The organism is Moraxella sp. DOX410, from assembly GCF_032248735.1.
Lineage (GTDB): Bacteria > Pseudomonadota > Gammaproteobacteria > Pseudomonadales > Moraxellaceae > Faucicola > Faucicola tetraodonis.
Genome location: NZ_CP135138.1, coordinates 276,162 through 297,307 on the forward strand (window position 1 = coordinate 276,162; position 21,146 = coordinate 297,307).

Genomic DNA, 21,146 nt, shown 5'->3' on the forward strand with positions numbered 1-21,146 from the left:
ACCCCAATAAAGAGACCCGAATAAAGAGACGACAATGACTGCATATATTTGGCAATCTGCCAACTTAACCGAAGCTGTGAAAGACCTAAACCCAACCTTTCACAGTGATTTTACCCAGACATCCACAAAAATTATCACCGATACCCGCAAAATTGAACAAGGCGATATCTTTTTAGCCATTAAAGGTGACAACTTTGACGGGCATGATTATGTAAAAACTGCCAAGGATAAAGGCGCAGTCTTAGCGATTGTCAGTCGTGCAGTCGAAAGTGATTTGCCGCAACTCGTAGTGACTGATACAAAATTGGCACTCGGCAAATTAGGTGCTTACCGCCGTGACCAACATCCCAATCTAAAAGTCGTCGCGATTACAGGCTCGAGCGGTAAAACCACTGCCAAAGAAATGCTTGGCAGTATTTTAAACCGTATTGCGCCGACACTTATCACCCGCGGCAATCTCAACAATGATTTGGGCGTGCCGATGATGCTGCTAGAACTGACCGATGCGCATCGTTACGCCGTCATGGAGCTTGGTGCCAATCATGTCGGAGAGATTGCTTATACCACCCAGCTTGTCAAGCCTGATGTCGCTTGTGTGCTCAATATCGGCACGGCCCATTTGGGGGAGTTTGGCGGGCGTGATAATATCGCCAAAACCAAATCTGAGATTTATCAAGGATTAAGTGACACAGGTACAGCGATTGTGCCATTTGGTGATGATTATTTTGATACGCTACTCAATAATGCCCAACAATTTACCCAAAATATTCTGACCTTTGGCGAGCGTGACGTGTCCTTGGCGGATGCTGGCGTGGATATGCAACAAGCCAAAGAAATTGGCTTAACAGATGAAGATACGGTGCTACTGATGGGCGATGTGTTTGCTGATGATGTGGAAGTCGGTAATACCAGTACATTTAGCCTAAATTTCAATTTTGAAATTGATGAAATCGAGAGTCAAAACGTCAGCTTAAACTTTGCAGGTGAACACAACATCAGCAATGCCTTAGCCGCCGCGGCCTGTGCGCAAGCTTTGGGGCTGTCGATTGATGATATCGCCAAAGGACTCGATGCCGCCAAACCTGCCAAAGGTCGGCTCAATTTTATTGAGTTTGGTAAACATACTTTAATTGATGATACTTATAATGCCAATCCCAGTGCCGTCCTTGCTGCCACGCAAGTGTTGGTGAGTCAAGGTGCGCCCACCATGTTGGTATTGGGCGATATTGGTGAGTTGGGTGATGCCGCGCAAGAGGAGCATCGCAAGCTCGGTGAGGCTATTGCCGCCTCGGGCGTGACTGTGCTGTATACGGTGGGGGAGTTAACGCCTGTTACCGTCGCGCAAGCGCAGGCATCCGGCATGCAAGCACAGGCATATCCAGATAAAGCCACCCTACTTGCAGCGATCAAAGATAAGCTGACGAGTAGTGATGACGCTTGGCATATCTTGTTTAAAGGCTCGCGCTATATGATGATGGAGCAGGTAATTGACGAGTTAACCCGTCAGCCATCCTAGCTAAAAACAGAGCTTTCATCAGCCATTTGATAAAAATTGGCTGATTTTTTGTGAATTTTTACTTAAAATAGTCAACTTTTCATGATGGTTTTTTGCTGATGAGTCAACGTGAGACGGTTCTTATAGACGGTTTTCACAGATAGTTTTCATAGCGAGTTTTCATTTATTTCATCATGATCATGATAGGGACATTGCATCCCTGTTTTACCCGACATTCCCTAAGGAGTCCACTCGTGCTATTGTGGTTATTTGAATGGCTAAGCCAATTTTATTCCCCATTTTCGGCTGTGTCATCGCTGACCTTACGCGTTTTATTAGCGGTGCTGACTGCGCTGGGTATCAGTATGGTGTTTGGTGGACGCGTCATTGAACGGCTGCGGGCGCTCAAATATGGACAAGCCATTCGTAACGATGGTCCACAGAGTCACCTTGCCAAAACAGGCACACCCACCATGGGCGGGATTTTGATTTTGGGCAGTATTTTGGTGACCACGCTATTATGGGCGAATCTAACCAACCCTTACGTATGGATTTTGATGGTGGTCTTGGTGATTTTTGGCGCCGTGGGCTGGGCAGATGACTGGCTAAAAATCAAATATAAAGACCCAAAAGGCTTGATTGCACGCAAAAAATATTTTTGGTTGTCGGTTGGCGCTTTATTTGTTGGTGTGTCCTTGTACTGGATTGCCAGTCAGCAGCCGCATGTGGCGACAGCTCACGCCATGCAAGATTTACTTATTCCGTTATTTAAAAACGTGTCAATTCCTTTCTCCGCTGTACCATTGGGTTTGGCGTTTATTATCTTTACTTATTTTGTGATTAATGGTACCTCAAATGCGGTCAACTTAACCGATGGTTTGGATGGTCTCGCCATTTTTCCTGTGGTGTTGGTGGCCGCAGGCTTAGGGGTGTTTGCTTATGTGTCAGGGGATTTTCGCTTTGCTGAATATCTCCACGTGCCCTATATTGCTTATAATAGCGATGTGACAGTGGTGTGTGGTGCCATGGTTGGGGCGGGCTTAGGGTTTTTATGGTTTAATGCCCATCCCGCCCAAGTGTTTATGGGTGATGTCGGTGCATTAGCCTTAGGCGCGATGCTCGGCACCATTGCTGTGATGACGCGCCAAGAGATTGTGCTGTTCATCATGGGTGGTTTATTTGTGGCAGAAGCGGTATCGGTCATGCTACAAGTAGGCTCTTACAAACTGCGTAAAAAACGCATCTTTCGCATGGCGCCCCTGCATCACCATTTTGAAGAAGGCGGCTGGAAAGAAACCCAAGTGGTCACCCGTTTTTGGATTATTACCATTGTCTTGGTTATTTTAGGGCTGATGACGTTAAAACTTCGCTAACTTTGCTACGTTCGCTAACGGCGCTTTGCATCAATTGGGTTTTTAACAGCTTTTTTGAGATATTTTCATGGTGGCATTCCCTTCGACATTTTCTGCAAATTTTCACTGCCCGATTTGCCAAAGTCCGCTAAAGGTGGGTGAAAAAGTTTGGCAATGCACCGGTGAAAATCCGCAGCAGCGGCAACATGGCTTTGATGTCGCCAAACAAGGGTATGTGAATCTACTACCGGTGCAAAATAAGCATAGCAAAAACCCTGGCGATAGTGATGAGTCGATTATGGCGCGGCGTCGTTTTCTGCAAGCGGGGTTTTATCAGTCGCTGCAAGATGGGCTGTATGACTTTTGCAAAGGGCTATTATCCTCCCAACCATCGGTAAATTGGCTAGACATTGGCTGTGGCGAAGGATATTACACTGAGCGATTTTTACAGCTTAACCCAAGTAAGTTAGTCGCGCTTGATATCAGCAAACCTGCCGTAATTGCCACGGCCAAACGACTTAAACCAATTAGCACGACCACACAAAAATATTGTTTAGTGGCATCTGCTTCGCAAGTACCATTGGCCAGTCAGTCGGTGAGTATATTGACCAGTATTTTTAGCCCGATTTTGGCGGATGAATTTCATCGGTTGGTCAGCGATCAGGGCTTTGTAGTGATTGCCAAGCCTGCCGTCAATCACTTGATTGAGATGCGTGATGGGCTATTTGAACAAATCGTGGCGCACGACTCAGACAAATTTATCGATGAATTAGCACCGTATTTTGAGTTGGTCAAGCAAACGCGGGTGGAAACCACGATTTCGCTTACCGCTACGCAGCTACAAGATTTATTGACGATGACGCCCTATGCATTTCGGGCGCAGCCAGCCAGACGTGAGGCACTAATCGACCGCTGCGAGCAAGCAGGGTCAATGCGCTTTACAACCGATTTTATGATTTATGGGTTTCAAAAAATTTGTCTGTAAAAAAAGCGCCCGTCAGTGGGCTATTTTTTTACCTTACAACCAAGCTTAAGCGCGAGGATGATGCAGCTGATGCAGCTGTTGCAGTCTTGCCGTAGCCACATGGGTATAGATTTGGGTGGTTGATAAATCACTGTGACCCAATAACATCTGTACACTGCGCAAGTCAGCGCCGTGATTGAGCAAATGGGTGGCAAAGGCATGACGTAAGGTATGTGGAGAAATTTCGCTTTCGATGCCGGCTTGCTTGGCGTAACGTTTAATGACATACCAAAAGTTTTGGCGGGTCATGTAGCCGCCTTGTTGGGTCAAAAATACCGCTTGGCAGCGACTTTCTTGGCCATTTTTCATGATACATAATTGCGGTCGCGCTACGGTCAAATAATCGGTCAATACATCAATCGCCACTTCGCCAAGGGGTACCAGCCGAGTCTTATCGCCTTTGCCGGTAACCTGTAACCAGCCTGCATTGAGATTGACTTCACTTAACGATAAATGAATAAGCTCAGAGACACGCAGCCCGCAGGCATAGAGCACTTCAAACATGGCTTGGTCACGCATGCCCAATGGGGTCGATGTATCTGGGCTGGCGAGTAGGGCGTCGACATCACTTTCGGATAAATCTTTGGGCAGCGCGCGCCCAAGTTTTGGGGTCTTGATATGCTCACACGGGTTGTCATCACGCTGATTGGCGTTGATTTGCCATAAGAAAAACTGTTTGAGCGATGATAAGGCACGCGCTTGGCTGCGTGCTGTTTTGCCTTGTTTATAGAGCGCCGCTAGGCAAGCCAACACGTCACTGGCGTCCCAACGGGTGATGGCTTTGCTACAGGTGGTTTCGCACAGCATCAAGTCACGAATATAAGCATTGCGCGTATTGGTGGCAAGTCCCCGGGTTAGCAATTCTTGGCGAAACTGCTGAATATAACTGGGCTCATCATGAAGGTGTAAGGCTTTGACTTGGCGCGGTTGGCGCGCGGCGACTTGGGACATAAATGACTTGAAATCTCAGGATAAGGGGAGTTTTTTTTAACCAGCTTTTTTCTTAATCCAGTAATGATACACATTGGCATACGGATCAGGGTTTTGGTGTTGTTGCGGGTTTATGATGTCTTGCTGCTCGATAAGTTCATGCCCCAGATGGCGACAAAAATTGGGGATATCGCGCGTGGTCGCAGGGTCAGTGGCGATGACGTGAATCACTTCCCCTGACTGCGCTTTACGAACGGTTTTATGCAGCAGCATAATCGGCTCTGGACAAATCAGCCCTTGGGTATCGAGTTGGTAATTGGCATCAGGCATGTTGACTCTCTGCTTGTCGACTTTCTTGGATAAAATTAAAAAAACGGGTTAAATTGGCTTTAAACATAAACGCCACCCCAATCCAGGCGGCTAGGGCGACATAGCTACTGATAACAAACAAGCCAAATCCCATACCGATACACAGCGCAAGCATGCTCGGCTGGCTTAAACGGTAACGGTATAAAATAAACGCCACATAGCAGGATAGCGGTATGGTCAGTCCAACGAGTCCGTAAGGCACCCAATGAAATAAAGTATAAATCGTTTGACTGTCCTTAAACTGTGACAAGCTCTTTAGGGTACCGAATAATAAAAATAGCGCAATTGCCAAATAAACCAGATAAATTGACCATTTGTTGAGTCGCTGTGCGTGCTCAATCAAACCAATAACAGGCGCAGAAAAGCCTTTGGTCGTTGGCATGGCAGGCGCATTTAATTGAGTCATGATAACAGCGCTCCTTCGCGACTTCTAAGCCAACTGCCAAGCATAATTGCCGAGGCGATACTATCAATCGGCTCTTTGTCACTTTTGATTAACCCATATTCCCAAGCCAAATTTTTGGCTTCACGGCTAGTTAAGCGCTCATCCGCCAAAATAATCGGGCGTGGTCGATGCGCTTCTTCGAGCTGGTGCTTGAGCCTACGAGCAAATTTTTTGGCACGATTGCCAAGCTCAGATGCAGTGCCATCCATATTCAGTGGCAAACCGATGATGATGGTGCTCACTTGCCATGACTCGATAATTTTTAGCAATTCATCCCAATTGGGTTTGCCATTATCCATTTTAAACTGCATCAACGGGCTTGCGGTCTGGGTTAAGGTATTGCCCAATGCGACACCCATTTTTGCGATGCCAAAATCAAGCCCCATCACCGTTTCGATAGTGTGGGTGTGATGGGTATCTTGCGCCATAGTCAGGTTAAGCATGCCCGATATCCGTACTCAGTTTGTTAAAATCAACGCCCAACTGCTGAGCGGCGACTTGCCAGCGAGTCTGATGGTCGATATCAAACAATAGCCCCATTGATGCCGGCAAAACAAACCAATCGCCTTGGTTGATTTCTTCTTCTAGCTGCCCTTTTCCCCAGCTGGCATGACCCAGACAAAGCTCAAAATGCTCAACACCTTGACCATTGGCGATACTTTGTAAAATATCCTTGCTAGTGGTGATACAGACGTTCTCGGTGATGGCAAACGAAGATACCCAATCAGGCTGTCCCGTATGGATCACAAACCCAACTTCCGGGTTCATGGGACCTCCATCTAAGGGTAATTTTCGGTGCAAGTCAGTGATTGTCACATCAATATTTAATTCTTCAAACAATTTGGCGACGTTGCTGGTTTCGATGGGTTTGTTAATTACCAGCCCTAACGTGCCTTGTTGGTCTTGACGGCAAATATAGACCAAAGATTGATAGAAAATCCCGCCGTCAATATTGGGCGAGGCTATCAAAAAATGGTTGGTAAGATTTTGGTTTTTTGACATTCAGTGGCATACCTAATTAAAAGCGACTTAAAAGCGGCAAAGATTAAAAACGATAAACATTAAAAGCGACAGGCGATATTAAATTAACTTACCCGGCGACTTGCTAGCAAACTGCGCGCGTGTTTGAGCGTGTCTTCGGTGATATTGACCCCGCCCGACATGCGCGCTAATTCCTGCACTTGGTCATCGCCCGACAGGATTTTTAAGTGAGACTGGGCTTTCTCTTGCTGGGTCTTGTACACCAAAATATGCTGATGGGCTTGTGCCGCGACTTGCGATTGGTGAGTGATAGCAATGATTTGTTGTTCTTCACCCAGTTCACGCAGTAACTCGCCCACCACTTGCGCCGTGCCACCACTGATACCCACATCCACTTCATCAAATACCAATAACTGACGGGTGGTGGTTGCCATATCGGTGGTCGTATTACGGCAAACTCCTTGTGCATCAATGACTTGCATAATAAGGGCTAGTCGTGATAATTCACCGCCTGAGGCAATTTTGTGAATCGGTTGCATTGGCATACCGACATTGGCACTAAATAGCAGTTCAATTTGCGATAACCCGATACTTTGCGGTTTATCAAGTGGGGTAAATTCAAATGCTGCTTGCACATTGGGCAGTGCCAATGCTTTTAACCGTGCGACTAGGGCTTCAGCTAATGTTGTGGCATTGGCTTGGCGACTGTCATCCAACGCTTTGGCTTTTTGCAGGTAGGCTTGATAAGCTTCTTCAATTTGCTCTGCCATCGCTTCAGGCGACATCACTGATTGCAAATCATCTAATTGCTGTTGCCAGGCTTGGCTGTCTTCAACAAGGTTTTCCGGCGTGGTATGATATTTACGCGCCAGTCGGTGGAACGTCGATAACTGCTCATCAAGTAGTGCTAACCGCTTGGGGTCAAGGCTTTGTCCCTCAGCATAATTGCTGAGGGTGCTAGCCACTTCAGCGATTTGGGTATGTGCTGAGTACAACTGTTCAACACAATCGGCATAGGTTTGGCTAAGCTCAGTCTGTGCTTCACACAGTCTAATCGCCCGATTAAGCAGGCTTACCACATCGGGCTCATCACTGTCATTATCGAGTAGTTGCACCGACAAGGCGGCTTGCTGCATGAGGTTTTCAAGGTTAGATAATTCATCGTACTCAGCTTCAAGTTCACTGTATAAGATACTGGCAATTGGCTCAATATCGGCTAATTGATTCCTCAATAGCTCAATTTGCTGCTGGCGCAATTGCTCGTCTTTGGCGTGCTGGGCGGCTTGTGATTTAAGGCGTTCGTACTGCAAAAAAGCTTGTTTCACGTCGCTTGCTTGGCTATTTAAGCCCGTGGCGCTATCAAGCCATTCCATCACAAACTGCGGACGTAGCAAACTTTGCTGGGCATGTTGGCTGTGAATATTGACCAGTAACCCACCCAAAATTTTAAGCTCATTCATACTAATGGGCATGCCATTGAGCCAAGCTTTACTACGAAGCGTACCGTTTTGGTTGGCAAGTTGCCGGCGAATCAGCAGCGTATCGTCTTCAAATGGGTAATTTTGCTCGCTCAGCCATGCCATGACTTCGGGTAATTGACCGATATTAAATTCTGCAAAAGCGTCTGCCGTGGTCTGTCCATGCCGAATCAAACCTGCGTCACTACGACCACCCACGCACAAGGTCAAGGCATCAAGCAATAGTGATTTACCAGCACCTGTCTCGCCAGTGATAATGTTAAATCCAGCATTCATCTCAATTTCAGCATTGGTGACGAGGGCTAAATTTTGTAAGGTTAACTGTGTCAGCATATCAATCCTATCATTGACGTTAAGAGTGGCACATTGGCGGTCAAATTTGCAAAAACTTTATTGTAACCTTGTCATGAAAAGCTCACAATAATCCTAGACAAGTCTTCAAAAATCAGTAAAAATTCCATTTAGCTGTTTCACACTAAACAATAGCATAATTGGGACAATTACAAAATAAGCAACGCAAAAATCCAAATTTCCGTCAGCTGGCTATCTTTGATGGGTATCTGTGTCTAGCAATCTTCGCCTAGGTAAGTTGAGGGCGGTTTCATCGATTGTTATAAAACATAGATTGTTATAATAGATTGTCATAAAAGTTGACTAAATTTGATGCTATCCTATTGCTCTAAACAACGTCTGCATAAGGATAACGGAACATAATTTTTTATCAACCGTTAATAATCTATCGGCAATACCATTGGCTGATTGCGACAAGTCACGGACTGCGTTTGATTATAAAACCCATTTGTCGACTAAAAAAAGCGGGTTGCCGCAAAACGACTTGCCCATCTTTATAATTCTTTATAATTTTTTATAACAAGGCAGCGTTATCAAGTCAACTGACTGTGTATTTTAAGGAGAATCTCATGACGTCACCTAATCGTTTCGACCATGTATCGGTAGAAAAAATAGCGAATGTTTACTATGAAGGTCGTACTTTTAGTCGGACCGTTTGGTTTGAAGATGGACGCAAAAAAATGCTAGGAATCGTGCTACCTTGTGATGCCGATGTGCCAGCCTATGAATTTAAAACCGACTCATCTGAACGTATCGAAATCTTGGCAGGCGAGTGTGAAGTCAAACTGGCAGGCGAGGAAGAATTTACTTATTACCGTGCCGGTCAGGCGTTCTTGGTCGAAGGGCATAGCAGTTATGAGCTACGTAATGAAGCAGTCGTGCAGTACATTTGCCACCTAGAAGGCTAGCGAATAATATACAAAGCTAGCGGCAAGGCAAATATAAAATCGAAAAAAAGGGTCATCAATCATGGCAAAACCGAGTTATTTTTATGGCATTCATGCCGTGCAATCCATCTTGCAACACCGCGGTATCGATGGGTTAACACTCTTTATTCAAGACGGTAAAAAACAAGATGATGCCACGGTAGCTAACATCACCGAGCTTGCCCAAACCTACGGGATTGCGATACAAATCAGCGCCAAAGACAAACTCACCAAGCTTGCAGAAAGTCCGCAGCATCAAGGCGTGGTATTGCAAGCCCGCCCTGCTGAACTCCAAGATGAGGCAGATCTCAAATACTTAGTTGACAAACATCAAGCCGAGCGAAAACCGCTATTACTACTGGTACTTGATCAAATCACCGACCCGAACAACCTTGGCGCGTGTTTGCGTACCGCCGTGGCAATGGGTGTCTCAGCCGTCATTATTCCCAAAAATCATAGCTCAAGCATTACCCCAGCCGTGGCAAAAGTCGCCGTCGGTGCGGTGGAATTAATGCCTTTTATCCAAGTCACTAATCTTGCGCGTACGCTCACTGACATCAAAAAACAAGGGGTGTTTGTGTTTGGTACGGCACTTGATGATACGGCAAAGCCCGTGCAAGACTGTGATTTGACAGGTGATGTGGCGATTGTGATGGGCTCAGAAGGTGACGGTATTCGCCGTTTGACCGCAGATACCTGCGACCAGCTGGTTTATATCCCGATGCCCGGCAATGAACATGGGCAAATCCAAAGTTTAAATGTCAGTGTCGCCACTGGCATGGTGCTGTACGAAGCCAGTCGCCAGCGCGCTAAAAAATAATGAGAAAATATGTTATCTGTATTGATGATTTAAAAAAAATTGCTCAGGAAGTGGGCTAAGAAAGGAAAAATCAAAATGCAATTTGCCATTATCGGACTGGGTGTTTTTGGTATTACCTGCGCTAAAGAGCTTGAAAAATTGGGCAACCAAGTCCTAGCGATTGATATTGATGAAAAACTGGTCGATGACATCAGTGAACATGTCACCCGTGCCGTGATTGCTGATGCCACCGACAAAGACACCATAGAAGAGCTTGACCTTGCAAGTTTCGACGGCGTGCTCGTGAGCATTGGTGATAACCTTGAAGCCAGCTTGCTATGTACACTCAACCTACTAAGCCTAAACGTACAAAACCTATGGGTGAAAGCCAAAACCGACTCCCATCACCAAATCCTAAAAAGCTTAGGCGTGAATAATATTATTCACCCCGAACAAGACATGGGGATTCGTATTGCCCAAAAAATGAACTATCCGATGGTCAAACAATACATGGCATTGGGTGACGAGCAGTTTTTGGTTCGTCTAGACCCGCCTGAGCAGTGGCGAGGGCACCCGTGGTCGGATGTACAACACAACCATCCTGATATTACTTTTATCATGCTAAAACGCAACCAGCAAATCTTTAACCAATTACCCGATGGCTTTTTCTTTCAAGGTGGGGATAAATTGGTGGTGGGTGGTGATACCCAAGCGCTGCGTCGCCTTGCCAAAGTCATTCGGCAAACGGCTATTTAACCCACCACTCACGCAAAAAAAGTAATTAGGTGTAGATATGCCGTTTCGTGAAGTCAAAAAAGGCGACAAACCAAAGATTATTGATAAATCAAAACCCAGTACTCACGATCTAGAGCCGCCTACCAAACAGGGATTGCAGTTGTCCTCGCCTGCGATTCTGTCCTTGGGGTTTTTAGCGTTAATTGTGATGGGGACGGTTTTACTGTCATTGCCAATCGCAACAATTCAACCGATTAGTCTGTTAGCAGCAGCCTTTACCGCGACGTCTGCGGTGACCGTCACGGGGCTAAATGTCGTAGATACCGCTAACTATACCACGTTTGGACAACTGGTGATTGCCGCGCTGATTCAATTTGGCGGTCTAGGCTTTATGACCTTTGCGATTTTGGTATTGACCAGTCTGCAAGGTAAAATGGGATTATCCGGCTCAATCACGGCGCAAGAAGCGTTGGGTACTCATAGCAACCAAATTGGCAGTACCGCCAAAGCGGTAATCAAAATTGCCTTTATCACCGAGAGCTTGGGTTTTTTAGGGTTAACGCTATTGTTAGCACCGCTAAAAGGGCTAAAAGATGCGATGTATGAAGCATTTTTTCTGTGTATCTCAGCGTTTAACAATGCAGGTTTTGCGCTAAATGGCAACAATATGACTGCCTATGTGCACCAGCCGATGATTAGTTTTATCATAAGTTTGCTTATTATCACGGGTGGTATCGGATTTTTGGTGATTTTAGATATCATCAAACACAAGCGCTGGCAAAAATTTACCCTGCACACCAAGGTCATGGTTTTGGGCACACTGGCACTCAATATCATTGGTTGTATGGGGTATTGGTTACTTGAGCGTCATAACGCCAAAACGATTGGCGGATTGAGCGAAGCTGGGCAGTGGTTTGCGTCTTGGTTTATGGCGGTGACGTCACGTACTGCAGGCTTTAATAATATTGATTATAGCCAAGTGACAGATGCCAGTACGTTATTGACTTTTATATTGATGTTTATTGGCGCAGGCTCAATGTCCACAGGTGGCGGTATCAAAATCGGCACGTTTGTGGTTATCCTAGCATCGACTAGGGCATATTTGCGTCAGCACCCGCAAGTGACGATTTTCCATCGTGCTATCTCTGATCACTTGGTAAAAAAATCGTTTGCGGTGATGAGCACCTCGATTTTGATGATTGCTTTAGCGGCGTTTATTTTAACGATATTTGAGCCAGAAGGGCATTTGACTGATATTTTATTTGAAGTGATATCGGCATCGGCAACGGTCGGTTTATCGCGAAATTTCACCCCGACATTGAGTGAACCTGGGCAATGGGTGATTATGTTTATGATGTATATGGGGCGTCTTGGACCATTAACCTTGGCGTATTTTATCGCCACCCCTAAACCGACCCGTATTCGTTATCCTGAGACCCATACCCTTATTGGTTGAGTTGGCGCCCTTATTGGCTAAGTTGGCTAATTTAACAGGGTTAGCGAAGTGGCAAATACCAAGCAAAACCTTTAGGCAGCGATTGATGTACCCAAGATACTGAGAATAAGATACTTAAAACCTAACGAAGCTATCGCCAAATCGTGTATGATGATTCTCTACAACTGGTGAATTGAGCGATTTAGTAAGTTTTAAGTTTATGAGTAGTTATATTTTAGATACAGAAGCGCATGGATTAGTTGAGCCACATGCGACCGAAATCGCCTACATTGGCGTGGTGTTTAGTCCAGCAGACGAGCTGATACTACAGACCCACAATGCCTTTGAGCAGCGCTTTAACCCACACAAAAAAATTACTTTGGGCAGCCAAGCTATCACAGGGATTTTTGACGACGATGTGGCAGACAAGCCGCCGCATACTGATTTTCAGTTACCAAAAGACTGCGAGTATCTGATTGGGCACAATATCGACTTTGATGCTGACGTGCTGACCAATGCTGACTGTGATTTATCAAACATTAAGCGTATTTGCACTTTGGCACTGGCGCGGCATTTTTTCCCGCAGTTAGATAGCCATAGTTTAGGCGCGCTACTGTGTTTTTTTGAGCCGCAGGTTGCCAAAAAAAATATCAAATTCGCGCATGGTGCCAAATACGATATTTGGTTTACCTTTTTGGTATTAAAAGCTATCTGCTATCAGCATCGCATCACCGATATGGCACAGCTGTATCAAGCCAGTGAACATGCCCGAAAACCCACGGTAATGCGCTTTGGTAAACATAAAGGGGTTGCCATTAAAGACTTGCCGGCTGATTATGTCGATTGGCTGCTCAAACAAGCTGACCTTGACCCGTATTTACACCTTGCGCTCACCGAACATAGCGCAGGCAATCATGGCAACCTTCTATGATTGAACCCTTGCGCTATGATTTGATCCCTGAAGTGCTAAAATGATTACGCGCCAAATTGCGGTTTAACAATCACCAAAATCACCACAGCGACTAAAATAAACACAGGCACCTCATTAAACCACCGCCAAAAAACATGGGTTTTATAACTAGGGTTATCAATCAGTTTTAAGCGAAATCGACCACAAGCTATATGATATACCGTCAACGCAATGACGCAGGCTAGCTTGATATGTAGCCAAACTTGGGTTTTATAACTGTCCCAATTGGGTAGCAGCATACACAAACCAAAAATCCAAGTGGCAATCATCGCAGGTGTCATGATGCCGCGATACAGTTTACGCTCCATCAATGCAAATCGATCTTGACTGATTTTATCGGTACTCATGGCATGATACACAAACAAGCGTGGTAGATAAAAAATCGCGGCAAACCAACACACCAATGAAATCACATGCCAGGCTTTAAACCATAAAAAATATTCTGTCATTGCTTACCCCGATGATGATGCAACTAAATAAGCTTACCCTAAATCAGCTTATTCTAAATAAACTTGCCCTAAAAAAGTCTGCAAATAGCTGTTATTTTAAAGTCTGCATGACAGCAAGTAAATCCGAGATTTGTTGTTCACTATGACGAGCGCTTACGCAAAAGCGTAGCCGTGCTGTGCCTACCGGCACCGTAGGTGGGCGGATTGCCGAGACCCAAAAACCGCGAGATTTTAACGCATTGGCAAGCTGCAGGGTTCTGTCATTATTGCCAATGACCACAGGAATAATGGCGGTGGTCGGTATTTGATTATCAATACCTACTTGCCAATTTCGCTGTAATAGCCCTTGACTGAGCTGTTTGATATTGGCAAGTAATTGATTGCTGCGCAAAGTATCGGTGTGCGACATGGCTATGCTAGTTTTAGTCACGCTGGCAAGCACAGGGGGCATCGCCGTGGTATAAATAAATGAACGGGCAAAATTGGTCACATAGTCGATCAGCTGACTCGAACCTGCGACAAATGCGCCACTGGTACCTATCGCTTTACCAAAGGTACCGATATAGATATCCGCTTGCGGTTGGGCTTTTTTATAAGCCTGATAGGGCAAACCAAAACCGTGGGCATCATCGACCATCAAGGCGCATTCATAGCGAACCGCTAATGCATGCAGCGCAGCCAAATCCGCAAGGGTACCATCCATACTAAAAATATGATCGGTGACAATCAGTTTTTGCTTAGCGCTACTTTGCGAAAGCAGCTGTTCTAATTGGCTATAATTGCGATGCCCAAAACGCATGACTTTGGCACGGCTAAGGATTGCCCCATCGACAATGGAGGCATGATTGAGCTTATCACTGAAAATCACGCTGTCTTTACCACACAACGCTTGAATCACACCGACATTTGCCATATACCCTGTACTAAAAGTTAATGCCCGTTCATAGCCTGTCACTTGGGCAAGGGTGGTATCCAATTGTTCATGCCAAAGCGTATGCCCCGTAATCAAGTGCGCCGCGCCACTACCCACTTGCTGGATGGTTTTTGCAGCGTGGCTAAATGCTTGTATGAGTTGTGGGTCGGTGGCAAGTCCCAAATAATCATTGCTGGCAAAGTTGACGTAGGTTTTGCCATCTATGTCAATGGTGGGCGTGACGCCATGACGAATGGGCGTCAGTTGACGATACAGGTCTTTTTGGCGCTGTTCATCAAGGGCTGATTGAAGGGCAAAATTGGCTAACATACTGTTGAACTCTGTTAAAGCATCGTTAAAGCATCTAAGAAAAAACCGCCACTTCGGCGGTTTCTTGGCATATCAAACGACAGCCAAACTCCCGATGCGACCATTCATCGCATTGGTCACCGGGATTTGTCTAGGCTCGGCTTTTTCAACCGTCAACCCTAAATCGGCAATCAACTGATCATCATGGTTGGTGGTAGCATTATCGGTAGTCAATAAACGATTCCCATAAAAGAAAGAATTGGCACCTGCCATAAACAACATGGCTTGCTCTGCATCGGTTAGGCCTTCACGACCTGCGGCAATACGCACATAGCTGGTTGGGCAAGCAAGGCGCGTAACAGCAATGGTACGAATCCACTCAAGCACAGGCAAGCGCGTGCCTTGCAGCTGATCTGCAATCGGCGTGCCTTCAATGGGTACTAGCATATTGATTGGGACTGATTCAGGGGGTTTTGGCAAATTAGCCAGTTCTGTCAGCAGGTTGATGCGGTCATCACGACTTTCACCCATACCGATGATACCACCTGAGCAAATATTAATGCCTGCTTGACGCACATGGTCAAGGGTAGTTAAACGGTCATCATAACTACGGGTGGAGACGATATGGTTGTAGTACTCGCGTGAGGTATCAAGGTTATGGTTATAGTAATCTAATCCCGCTTCAGCAAGTACTTGCGCTTGGTTACCGGATAACATGCCAAGCGTCATGCAGGTTTCTAAGCCTAATGCTTTGACTTCTTTAATCAGCTCAACCACATAGGGGATATCTTTATCGTTTGGGTGCTTCCATGCTGCACCCATACAAAAACGGCTAGAGCCAGCGGCTTTGGCTTTTTTGGCCTCGATAATCGCTTTTTGTACTTCGATTTTCTTTTCAGGTTGTAAGTCGGTGCTATGGTGTCCTGACTGTGAGCAATAGCCGCAATCTTCAGGACAATTGCCTGTTTTTATTGATAGCAGGGTACTGACTTGTACCGCATTGGGTGGAAAGTGTTCGCGAAGTTTGTTTTGCGCGAGCAACAGTAAATCCATCAAAGGTAGTTCAAACCAAGCTTGGATTTGCTCGCGAGTTGGGCGGCTTTGGGGGGTCAGTGTGGTGCCAATCGGTTGCTCTGATTGTTGAATTGCTAATAAGTCTGCCATGACAGCTATAATCCTAATTAAAACAAAGCTTAAAATAATAAAAGGTGTCTCATCATACCAAAAAAAAACAACCACCTAAAGTGATTGTTTTTTATTATTTAATAACAATGGCTTATTTATCTTGTGAGCTATCACCACGGGTAATGGAAATATTGGTGATAGGTGATTTATCATCACTGACTGCGCTAGTTTTGACATTGTCGGCAATGACCTCATCAGACGCATGCTTTGCCTCAATCTCAGCAGATTTACGCAGCGCAGGCGTTAAGTTGTCATTATCCGCTGATTTGGCAAACACGTTGTCAGGACGGATACTATCATTATCTGCTGTACTATCTTTAGCTGTACTATCTTGAGCGTTAGTAGTATCTTTAGCCGCTTCATACTTCTCTTCGATGGCTTTATTATCAGATACGTCAGAATCACTGGCTGTTTCGTCGGTCAGCGTTTGCTTAGCTTGTTCGACTTTATCTTTTGCCTCACTGATTTTTTCTTTGGCTTCTTCATTTAGCGCATCTAGTTTGTCATCGGCTTGGGTTTTTAACGCGTCAACCTTTGATTTAGCATCGTCTAGTTTTTCACCGGCCAAGCTCTTAACATCGGCTAATTTTTCAGCTGCTTGGTCTTTGACGTCTTCAAGCTTGGTTTTAGCATCCGCAAGTTTATCATCTTTGGCTGCTTTTGCTTCATCAAGCTTTTCAGTGGCAGTTTCTTTAGCGTCATCAATTTTATCAGCCGCTTGCGCTTTAACCTCATCCAACTTTTCTTTGGTTTCGCCAAGTTTTTCGTTAGCGGTGTCTTTAATATCCGCTAATTTTCCGCTCGCATCTTCTTTGAGTGCATCGATTTTTTCTTTGGCTTCGGTTTTTAGCTCATCAAATTTTTCCACCGCATCATCTTTAATTTCAGCCGCTTTCGCCTTAAGGGTGTCTAATTTGCTCGTAGCTTCAGAATCACTGTCAGCATTGACATCTTTGGTGTTGGCTTCATTAAAGTATTTGCTGCTACCAGATGCTTTACCCGCGCTCGCGCCCCCAATCATTGCTAGGGCTTTACTGCAAAGTTCTTTAGCAAAAGGTGTGGCTTTTTCAATTAATGGTTTTGCTTGTTCAACCACAGGTTTAAGTGGCTCAGGTACTTTTGGCACAATAAATTTTGCAACTTGGTTAAACCACATCAGCAGTGAATAATCACCCGACATTTTTAAATCGCCATTTTGGATGCCCGTCATAAATGCTGTCGCTTCACCTTTAGTGAGCAATTTTACACCCGTCATTGAGTCTTTAAAGGTAATCGTCAACGTTGGCTCTTTGGCTGGACCTGCATGTTGGCTAAAAGTACCGTTATTGATTTGGTAGTAACGTGACGTTTGTTCCGCGTCGCTGCCGAGTTGAATAGTAAAATTACGGTTTTCTAATAAGCCTTTAAATTTGTCATCGCCTGTTTTGGCAAGTTGGGTTAAACGCAAACCAACGGCAAACAATAATACGTCAAGGGGATCTGATTTGATTTGGGTTAATTGAGATAACATACGTGTCCTCCAAAATTATAGATTTTATAGATATTGCAATGCGCAAGGTCTTTAAATAAATGACGATACTTAAGTCACTCATTTCAAAGAAATTATAATTCGCTACTACAAACGATTTAATAGCTTTGTTATACAATATATTATAAGGTCATCGATGCCAAGTTACAGTAATGTTTAACATATCAGTATCATTTTTTGTAATCAAAGCGTTTGATTTGTGTATTTAAAGAGCGTTACACAGCGAGTCTTTTAGCTTTTATCAAGCTGAACCCCATAAAAAACCCATCAACATGATGGGTCAAATAACCTGCTACTAATTGGCAATAAGGGGATAGGGTTGTTATTAGTGTTTTGATTCAAACACCGAAGCATGACGAACAAAGTTTTGATGAAAATCGGTATCTTTTTCTAACACCACAGGACGATGACCGGCGCTCATTTGAACACTACTTTTTAACATAGCTTGGTTGGTAGTAGCTTGACTCACTGCTTTGTTAAACTTAGGTTTTGCATTTAACGCTATCACAATCGGAATCATCGATAGACCAATTGCCGCCACATACGCATCTGTACCAGTCAACGATGACAGCGTGACGACTGCCCAATGCAGCCCTTCCACCGAAATCCAGTACACCATACCCAACATAAAATAGCCCAATACGAAACGATAAGGGGTAAACGCAATCGCTAGCATACCGACAGTCACTAGAGCGATTAAAAACAACCAGTTAGAAGTTAACGACGTAGCAGCTAATAATAGACTTGCCGAAATAAGCATGGTTGACCTCATGAAAAGTTATTAAAAACAAATACTTAAGATAAATTAAGTAAAAGCTTGTGTAGGTTATTATGGCGCTAAAAGATGAAAATTAAAAGTCAAAACCCAACTAAAACGACAATGGATGACGTATCAAATTTGGCTGATTTATCTTAAAACAAGCGATTAAAAAGGCTAAAACCGGCTGAAAAAAGGCAATAATCAATCATCGAAATCACTTGTTCAAGGGTAGCAGGAATTTTCGTAAATCTAGTAAAAAAGTGCTAGAATGCGGTAACTGATTTGTCGCGAAATGTATATTGTTTTAATACTTTGTAGTTTTGTTCATCCCTTAGTTTGCGCAATAACCATGGCTATATATCTAGCTAAAAAATTGGATAAGTTTGCTATTTTGGGCGTTTTAAGTAAAAATATCGTTCGGCAATTGTACCGCCTATTTTAAGTGCTATTTGCGACGCAAAAAAATTTAAATTTTTAATGTGACTAATTAAAAAAACTGACGCTTTATCAAAATCACGTGGACAACTATTTTGATAAATACAGTTTGCCTAATCACCGACTATATAGTGGTAATTCTCGTATGATGACGTTTCAACAATTGATTTTAACTTTGCAAAATTATTGGGCAGAAAAAGGCTGTGTGGTGTTACAGCCTTACGATATGGAAATGGGTGCAGGTACGTTTCATACCGCCACTTTCTTACGAGCATTGGGTCCAGAGCGTTGGCATGCCGCCTATGTGCAGCCATCACGCCGTCCCACGGATGGTCGCTATGGCGACAACCCAAATCGTTTACAACATTATTATCAGTTCCAAGTGGTACTTAAACCCAATCCACCGGATATTCAAGAATTGTACTTGGGGTCACTCAAAGCGATTGGCATCGATACCTTAACGCATGATGTCCGCTTTGTAGAAGACAACTGGGAATCACCAACGCTTGGCGCATGGGGGCTTGGTTGGGAAGTTTGGCTCAATGGCATGGAAGTTACCCAGTTTACTTACTTCCAGCAGGTCGGTGGTATTGAGTGTTTCCCAGTGACAGGAGAAATCACCTACGGTCTTGAGCGCCTTGCCATGTATATCCAAGGCGTGGACAGTGTGTATGACTTGGTATGGACGGATGGCGAATTTGGTCGTGTCACTTATGGTGATGTGTTCCACCAAAACGAAGTAGAGCAATCGACCTACAACTTTGAACATGCCGATGTGGCCAAAATGTTTGAATTATTTGATTTTTATGAAAGCCAAGCTGACAAATTGGTCAGTCTTAATCTGCCGCTGCCTGCGTATGAAATGGTGCTCAAAGCGTCACATACCTTTAACTTGTTGGATGCACGTGGGGCAATTTCGGTGACAGAGCGTCAGCGCTTTATCTTGCGTGTGCGTACATTGGCGCGTAAAGTAGCACAAAGCTATGTAGAAACGCGCGCCAAATTGGGCTTCCCATTGGCGGATGACGCACATAAAGCGGATGCGTTAGAAAAATATCTACCGAAAGAAGCTATTTCAAACCAACAGATGAAAGAAGCGGATAAATCACAATAGTTTCATCACATCGACGAAAAAATTTTCTTTGAACGGTCAAATTAAAAAGGGCAATAGATAGATAGTTTCTATTGCCTTTTTTTTGCCTTATTTTATTGTCAACGTTAATAAAAAATATCAAATGATCAGAATATTCTAATCTCGCATATTTATATCAAAAATCGCCACAGGGCAACGACGCGCTATTCTACTACAATAGCCGCAGCAAGTAAGCCATGTAACAAGGGGCGGTGAGTGGAACTTTATTTTATTTTAGCGGGTATTTTTGTCGGATTCTGCGTAGGGGTGACGGGCGTGGGCGGTGGGTCACTGATGACGCCGATTCTGATTTTACTGCTAAAAGTAGAGCCGCATATTGCTGTCGGCACCGATTTGCTATACGCCGCTATTTCCAAGTTTTTTGGTGGTGTGGTACATTTTAAAAAATCAAATGTCGTTTGGCCAATCGTGCTATGGCTAGCGATTGGTAGTATTCCAGCCTCTATTGTCACCAATTATCTCGTCGCTACTTACTTGGGTAATATTAACGCCATCAAACTAATCATGACCTTGATATTGGGCGTGATGTTGACCATTACCGGGATTTCGCTGATTTTTCGCAACCGTATCGAAGCGTTTTTTGACAAATACCGTAAAAATGACCAAACTGACAGTCTCACCTCCCAAATCCCAAAATATAAATTGGTGCTGATGGGTATATTGCTCGGGGTAGTAGTGACCTTATCGTCGGTTGGGGCAGGGGCATTTGGCGTCATGGCGCTGGTGCTAATTTTTCCCCAATTGCCGCTCATTCGTATCATCGGCTCGGATGTGGTACATGCGGTGCTGTTAACCTTGGTCGCAGGTCTCGGACATTTGCTGTCAGGCAGTGTGGATTTTCACATGCTGACCTTTTTGCTCATTGGCGCGATTCCTGCCATTATTGTAGGCACATTATTGAGCAGTAAATTACCTGAGAAAAAATTGCGCCCGATTTTAGGGGTGACGCTGTTGTTGTTAGGCATTAACTTTGTGGTCAATCCTGCCAAAGCCAAACCAAAAGCGGCGGTCAATACGCCAGTCACCACAACCGCTGTAACAACTTCGGCAAGCGCCAGCCGATAAGTTTAATTTTCGTTTTGCGCTGACGGTTTTCTTGATTTGCCCCGCTGATGGGGCATTTT

The 21,146-nt window shown here is 44.6% G+C and carries 21 protein-coding genes; 10 read left to right on the forward strand and 11 right to left on the reverse strand.

Annotation, left to right across the window (positions count from 1 at the left end):
* Positions 1 to 34: 34 nt before the first annotated feature.
* The 3 genes from RNZ41_RS01265 to RNZ41_RS01275 all read left to right on the forward strand — a co-directional run bounded on the left by RNZ41_RS01265 (position 35) and on the right by RNZ41_RS01275 (position 3,832).
* Entirely contained in the window at positions 35 to 1,516 is a 1,482-nt protein-coding gene (locus RNZ41_RS01265) for a UDP-N-acetylmuramoyl-tripeptide--D-alanyl-D-alanine ligase (RefSeq protein WP_312176243.1), read from the forward strand.
* 233 nt (positions 1,517 to 1,749) lie between these two features.
* On the forward strand, positions 1,750 to 2,868 hold the full coding sequence (gene mraY / locus RNZ41_RS01270; protein ID WP_050324892.1) for a phospho-N-acetylmuramoyl-pentapeptide-transferase: 1,119 nt from the start codon (positions 1,750 to 1,752) through the stop codon (positions 2,866 to 2,868).
* 67 nt (positions 2,869 to 2,935) lie between these two features.
* Entirely contained in the window at positions 2,936 to 3,832 is an 897-nt protein-coding gene (locus tag RNZ41_RS01275; protein ID WP_309596564.1) for a putative RNA methyltransferase, read from the forward strand.
* Between the two features lie 45 nt (positions 3,833 to 3,877).
* Here RNZ41_RS01275 and xerD read toward each other — a convergent pair whose 3' ends face one another.
* The 6 genes from xerD to recN form a co-directional block, all read right to left on the reverse strand.
* Positions 3,878 to 4,822, reverse strand: coding sequence for a site-specific tyrosine recombinase XerD (xerD, locus tag RNZ41_RS01280; protein WP_314027379.1), 945 nt, complete (start codon positions 4,820 to 4,822; stop codon positions 3,878 to 3,880).
* A 36-nt stretch (positions 4,823 to 4,858) separates the two neighbouring features.
* Positions 4,859 to 5,131, reverse strand: a complete 273-nt coding sequence (tusA, locus tag RNZ41_RS01285; protein ID WP_050324895.1) for a sulfurtransferase TusA — start codon at positions 5,129 to 5,131, stop codon at positions 4,859 to 4,861.
* Complete coding sequence (locus RNZ41_RS01290) at positions 5,124 to 5,576, reverse strand: hypothetical protein (RefSeq protein WP_314027380.1); 453 nt, start codon at positions 5,574 to 5,576, stop codon at positions 5,124 to 5,126. Before RNZ41_RS01290 ends, tusA begins: the two co-directional genes overlap by 8 nt.
* Positions 5,573 to 6,058 carry a Holliday junction resolvase RuvX gene (gene ruvX / locus RNZ41_RS01295; RefSeq protein ID WP_314027381.1) on the reverse strand — a complete coding sequence of 162 codons (486 nt, stop codon included), beginning with the start codon at positions 6,056 to 6,058 and terminating at the stop codon, positions 5,573 to 5,575. Before ruvX ends, RNZ41_RS01290 begins: the two co-directional genes overlap by 4 nt.
* Positions 6,051 to 6,617, reverse strand: coding sequence for a YqgE/AlgH family protein (locus tag RNZ41_RS01300; RefSeq protein ID WP_096489416.1), 567 nt, complete (start codon positions 6,615 to 6,617; stop codon positions 6,051 to 6,053). The genes ruvX and RNZ41_RS01300 overlap by 8 nt, the downstream gene beginning before the upstream one ends.
* An 83-nt stretch (positions 6,618 to 6,700) precedes the next feature.
* Positions 6,701 to 8,407, reverse strand: a complete 1,707-nt coding sequence (recN, locus tag RNZ41_RS01305) for a DNA repair protein RecN (RefSeq protein WP_314027382.1) — start codon at positions 8,405 to 8,407, stop codon at positions 6,701 to 6,703.
* A 587-nt stretch (positions 8,408 to 8,994) separates the two neighbouring features.
* On the opposite strand from recN, the gene ppnP reads away from it, so the two are divergent.
* The 5 genes from ppnP to RNZ41_RS01330 all read left to right on the forward strand — a co-directional run bounded on the left by ppnP (position 8,995) and on the right by RNZ41_RS01330 (position 13,251).
* Positions 8,995 to 9,333 (forward strand): pyrimidine/purine nucleoside phosphorylase, encoded by a 339-nt coding sequence (ppnP, locus tag RNZ41_RS01310; RefSeq protein ID WP_007115041.1) that lies wholly within the window; start codon positions 8,995 to 8,997, stop codon positions 9,331 to 9,333.
* A 61-nt stretch (positions 9,334 to 9,394) separates the two neighbouring features.
* Complete coding sequence (rlmB, locus tag RNZ41_RS01315) at positions 9,395 to 10,171, forward strand: 23S rRNA (guanosine(2251)-2'-O)-methyltransferase RlmB (protein ID WP_248108473.1); 777 nt, start codon at positions 9,395 to 9,397, stop codon at positions 10,169 to 10,171.
* 75 nt (positions 10,172 to 10,246) lie between these two features.
* Positions 10,247 to 10,906 carry a potassium channel family protein gene (locus RNZ41_RS01320; protein ID WP_312384782.1) on the forward strand — a complete coding sequence of 220 codons (660 nt, stop codon included), beginning with the start codon at positions 10,247 to 10,249 and terminating at the stop codon, positions 10,904 to 10,906.
* A 37-nt stretch (positions 10,907 to 10,943) separates the two neighbouring features.
* On the forward strand, positions 10,944 to 12,341 hold the full coding sequence (locus RNZ41_RS01325) for a TrkH family potassium uptake protein (RefSeq protein ID WP_314027383.1): 1,398 nt from the start codon (positions 10,944 to 10,946) through the stop codon (positions 12,339 to 12,341).
* Between the two features lie 199 nt (positions 12,342 to 12,540).
* Complete coding sequence (locus RNZ41_RS01330; protein ID WP_314027384.1) at positions 12,541 to 13,251, forward strand: exonuclease domain-containing protein; 711 nt, start codon at positions 12,541 to 12,543, stop codon at positions 13,249 to 13,251.
* A gap of 44 nt (positions 13,252 to 13,295) precedes the next feature.
* Here RNZ41_RS01330 and hemJ read toward each other — a convergent pair whose 3' ends face one another.
* The 5 genes from hemJ to aciT form a co-directional block, all read right to left on the reverse strand.
* A complete protein-coding gene (hemJ, locus tag RNZ41_RS01335) occupies positions 13,296 to 13,739 on the reverse strand; it encodes a protoporphyrinogen oxidase HemJ (RefSeq protein ID WP_314027385.1) in 444 nt (147 codons plus the stop codon).
* Between the two features lie 91 nt (positions 13,740 to 13,830).
* Positions 13,831 to 14,982 (reverse strand): aminotransferase class I/II-fold pyridoxal phosphate-dependent enzyme, encoded by a 1,152-nt coding sequence (locus RNZ41_RS01340; protein WP_314027386.1) that lies wholly within the window; start codon positions 14,980 to 14,982, stop codon positions 13,831 to 13,833.
* Between the two features lie 72 nt (positions 14,983 to 15,054).
* Positions 15,055 to 16,125, reverse strand: coding sequence for a biotin synthase BioB (gene bioB / locus RNZ41_RS01345; RefSeq protein ID WP_065253771.1), 1,071 nt, complete (start codon positions 16,123 to 16,125; stop codon positions 15,055 to 15,057).
* Between the two features lie 112 nt (positions 16,126 to 16,237).
* A complete protein-coding gene (locus tag RNZ41_RS01350) occupies positions 16,238 to 17,656 on the reverse strand; it encodes a hypothetical protein (protein ID WP_314027387.1) in 1,419 nt (472 codons plus the stop codon).
* 343 nt (positions 17,657 to 17,999) lie between these two features.
* A complete protein-coding gene (aciT, locus tag RNZ41_RS01355; RefSeq protein ID WP_314027388.1) occupies positions 18,000 to 18,446 on the reverse strand; it encodes an AciT family ciprofloxacin tolerance protein in 447 nt (148 codons plus the stop codon).
* Positions 18,447 to 19,017: 571 nt separating this feature from the next.
* Here aciT and glyQ point away from each other — a divergent pair.
* Positions 19,018 to 19,983, forward strand: a complete 966-nt coding sequence (glyQ, locus tag RNZ41_RS01360) for a glycine--tRNA ligase subunit alpha (protein ID WP_314027800.1) — start codon at positions 19,018 to 19,020, stop codon at positions 19,981 to 19,983.
* A 234-nt stretch (positions 19,984 to 20,217) separates the two neighbouring features.
* Positions 20,218 to 21,087, forward strand: a complete 870-nt coding sequence (locus tag RNZ41_RS01365) for a sulfite exporter TauE/SafE family protein (RefSeq protein ID WP_314027389.1) — start codon at positions 20,218 to 20,220, stop codon at positions 21,085 to 21,087.
* Positions 21,088 to 21,146 lie beyond the last annotated feature (59 nt).

Coding starts and splice junctions, on each gene's coding strand:
- RNZ41_RS01265 (WP_312176243.1), top strand. CDS start 35: ATGACTGCATATATTTGGCAATCTGCCAACTTAACCGAAGCTGTGAAA.
- RNZ41_RS01275 (WP_309596564.1), top strand. CDS start 2,936: ATGGTGGCATTCCCTTCGACATTTTCTGCAAATTTTCACTGCCCGATT.
- xerD (WP_314027379.1), bottom strand. CDS start 4,822: ATGTCCCAAGTCGCCGCGCGCCAACCGCGCCAAGTCAAAGCCTTACAC.
- tusA (WP_050324895.1), bottom strand. CDS start 5,131: ATGCCTGATGCCAATTACCAACTCGATACCCAAGGGCTGATTTGTCCA.
- RNZ41_RS01290 (WP_314027380.1), bottom strand. CDS start 5,576: ATGACTCAATTAAATGCGCCTGCCATGCCAACGACCAAAGGCTTTTCT.
- ruvX (WP_314027381.1), bottom strand. CDS start 6,058: ATGCTTAACCTGACTATGGCGCAAGATACCCATCACACCCACACTATC.
- RNZ41_RS01300 (WP_096489416.1), bottom strand. CDS start 6,617: ATGTCAAAAAACCAAAATCTTACCAACCATTTTTTGATAGCCTCGCCC.
- recN (WP_314027382.1), bottom strand. CDS start 8,407: ATGCTGACACAGTTAACCTTACAAAATTTAGCCCTCGTCACCAATGCT.
- ppnP (WP_007115041.1), top strand. CDS start 8,995: ATGACGTCACCTAATCGTTTCGACCATGTATCGGTAGAAAAAATAGCG.
- rlmB (WP_248108473.1), top strand. CDS start 9,395: ATGGCAAAACCGAGTTATTTTTATGGCATTCATGCCGTGCAATCCATC.
- RNZ41_RS01320 (WP_312384782.1), top strand. CDS start 10,247: ATGCAATTTGCCATTATCGGACTGGGTGTTTTTGGTATTACCTGCGCT.
- RNZ41_RS01325 (WP_314027383.1), top strand. CDS start 10,944: ATGCCGTTTCGTGAAGTCAAAAAAGGCGACAAACCAAAGATTATTGAT.
- RNZ41_RS01330 (WP_314027384.1), top strand. CDS start 12,541: ATGAGTAGTTATATTTTAGATACAGAAGCGCATGGATTAGTTGAGCCA.
- hemJ (WP_314027385.1), bottom strand. CDS start 13,739: ATGACAGAATATTTTTTATGGTTTAAAGCCTGGCATGTGATTTCATTG.
- RNZ41_RS01340 (WP_314027386.1), bottom strand. CDS start 14,982: ATGTTAGCCAATTTTGCCCTTCAATCAGCCCTTGATGAACAGCGCCAA.
- bioB (WP_065253771.1), bottom strand. CDS start 16,125: ATGGCAGACTTATTAGCAATTCAACAATCAGAGCAACCGATTGGCACC.
- RNZ41_RS01350 (WP_314027387.1), bottom strand. CDS start 17,656: ATGTTATCTCAATTAACCCAAATCAAATCAGATCCCCTTGACGTATTA.
- aciT (WP_314027388.1), bottom strand. CDS start 18,446: ATGAGGTCAACCATGCTTATTTCGGCAAGTCTATTATTAGCTGCTACG.
- glyQ (WP_314027800.1), top strand. CDS start 19,018: ATGACGTTTCAACAATTGATTTTAACTTTGCAAAATTATTGGGCAGAA.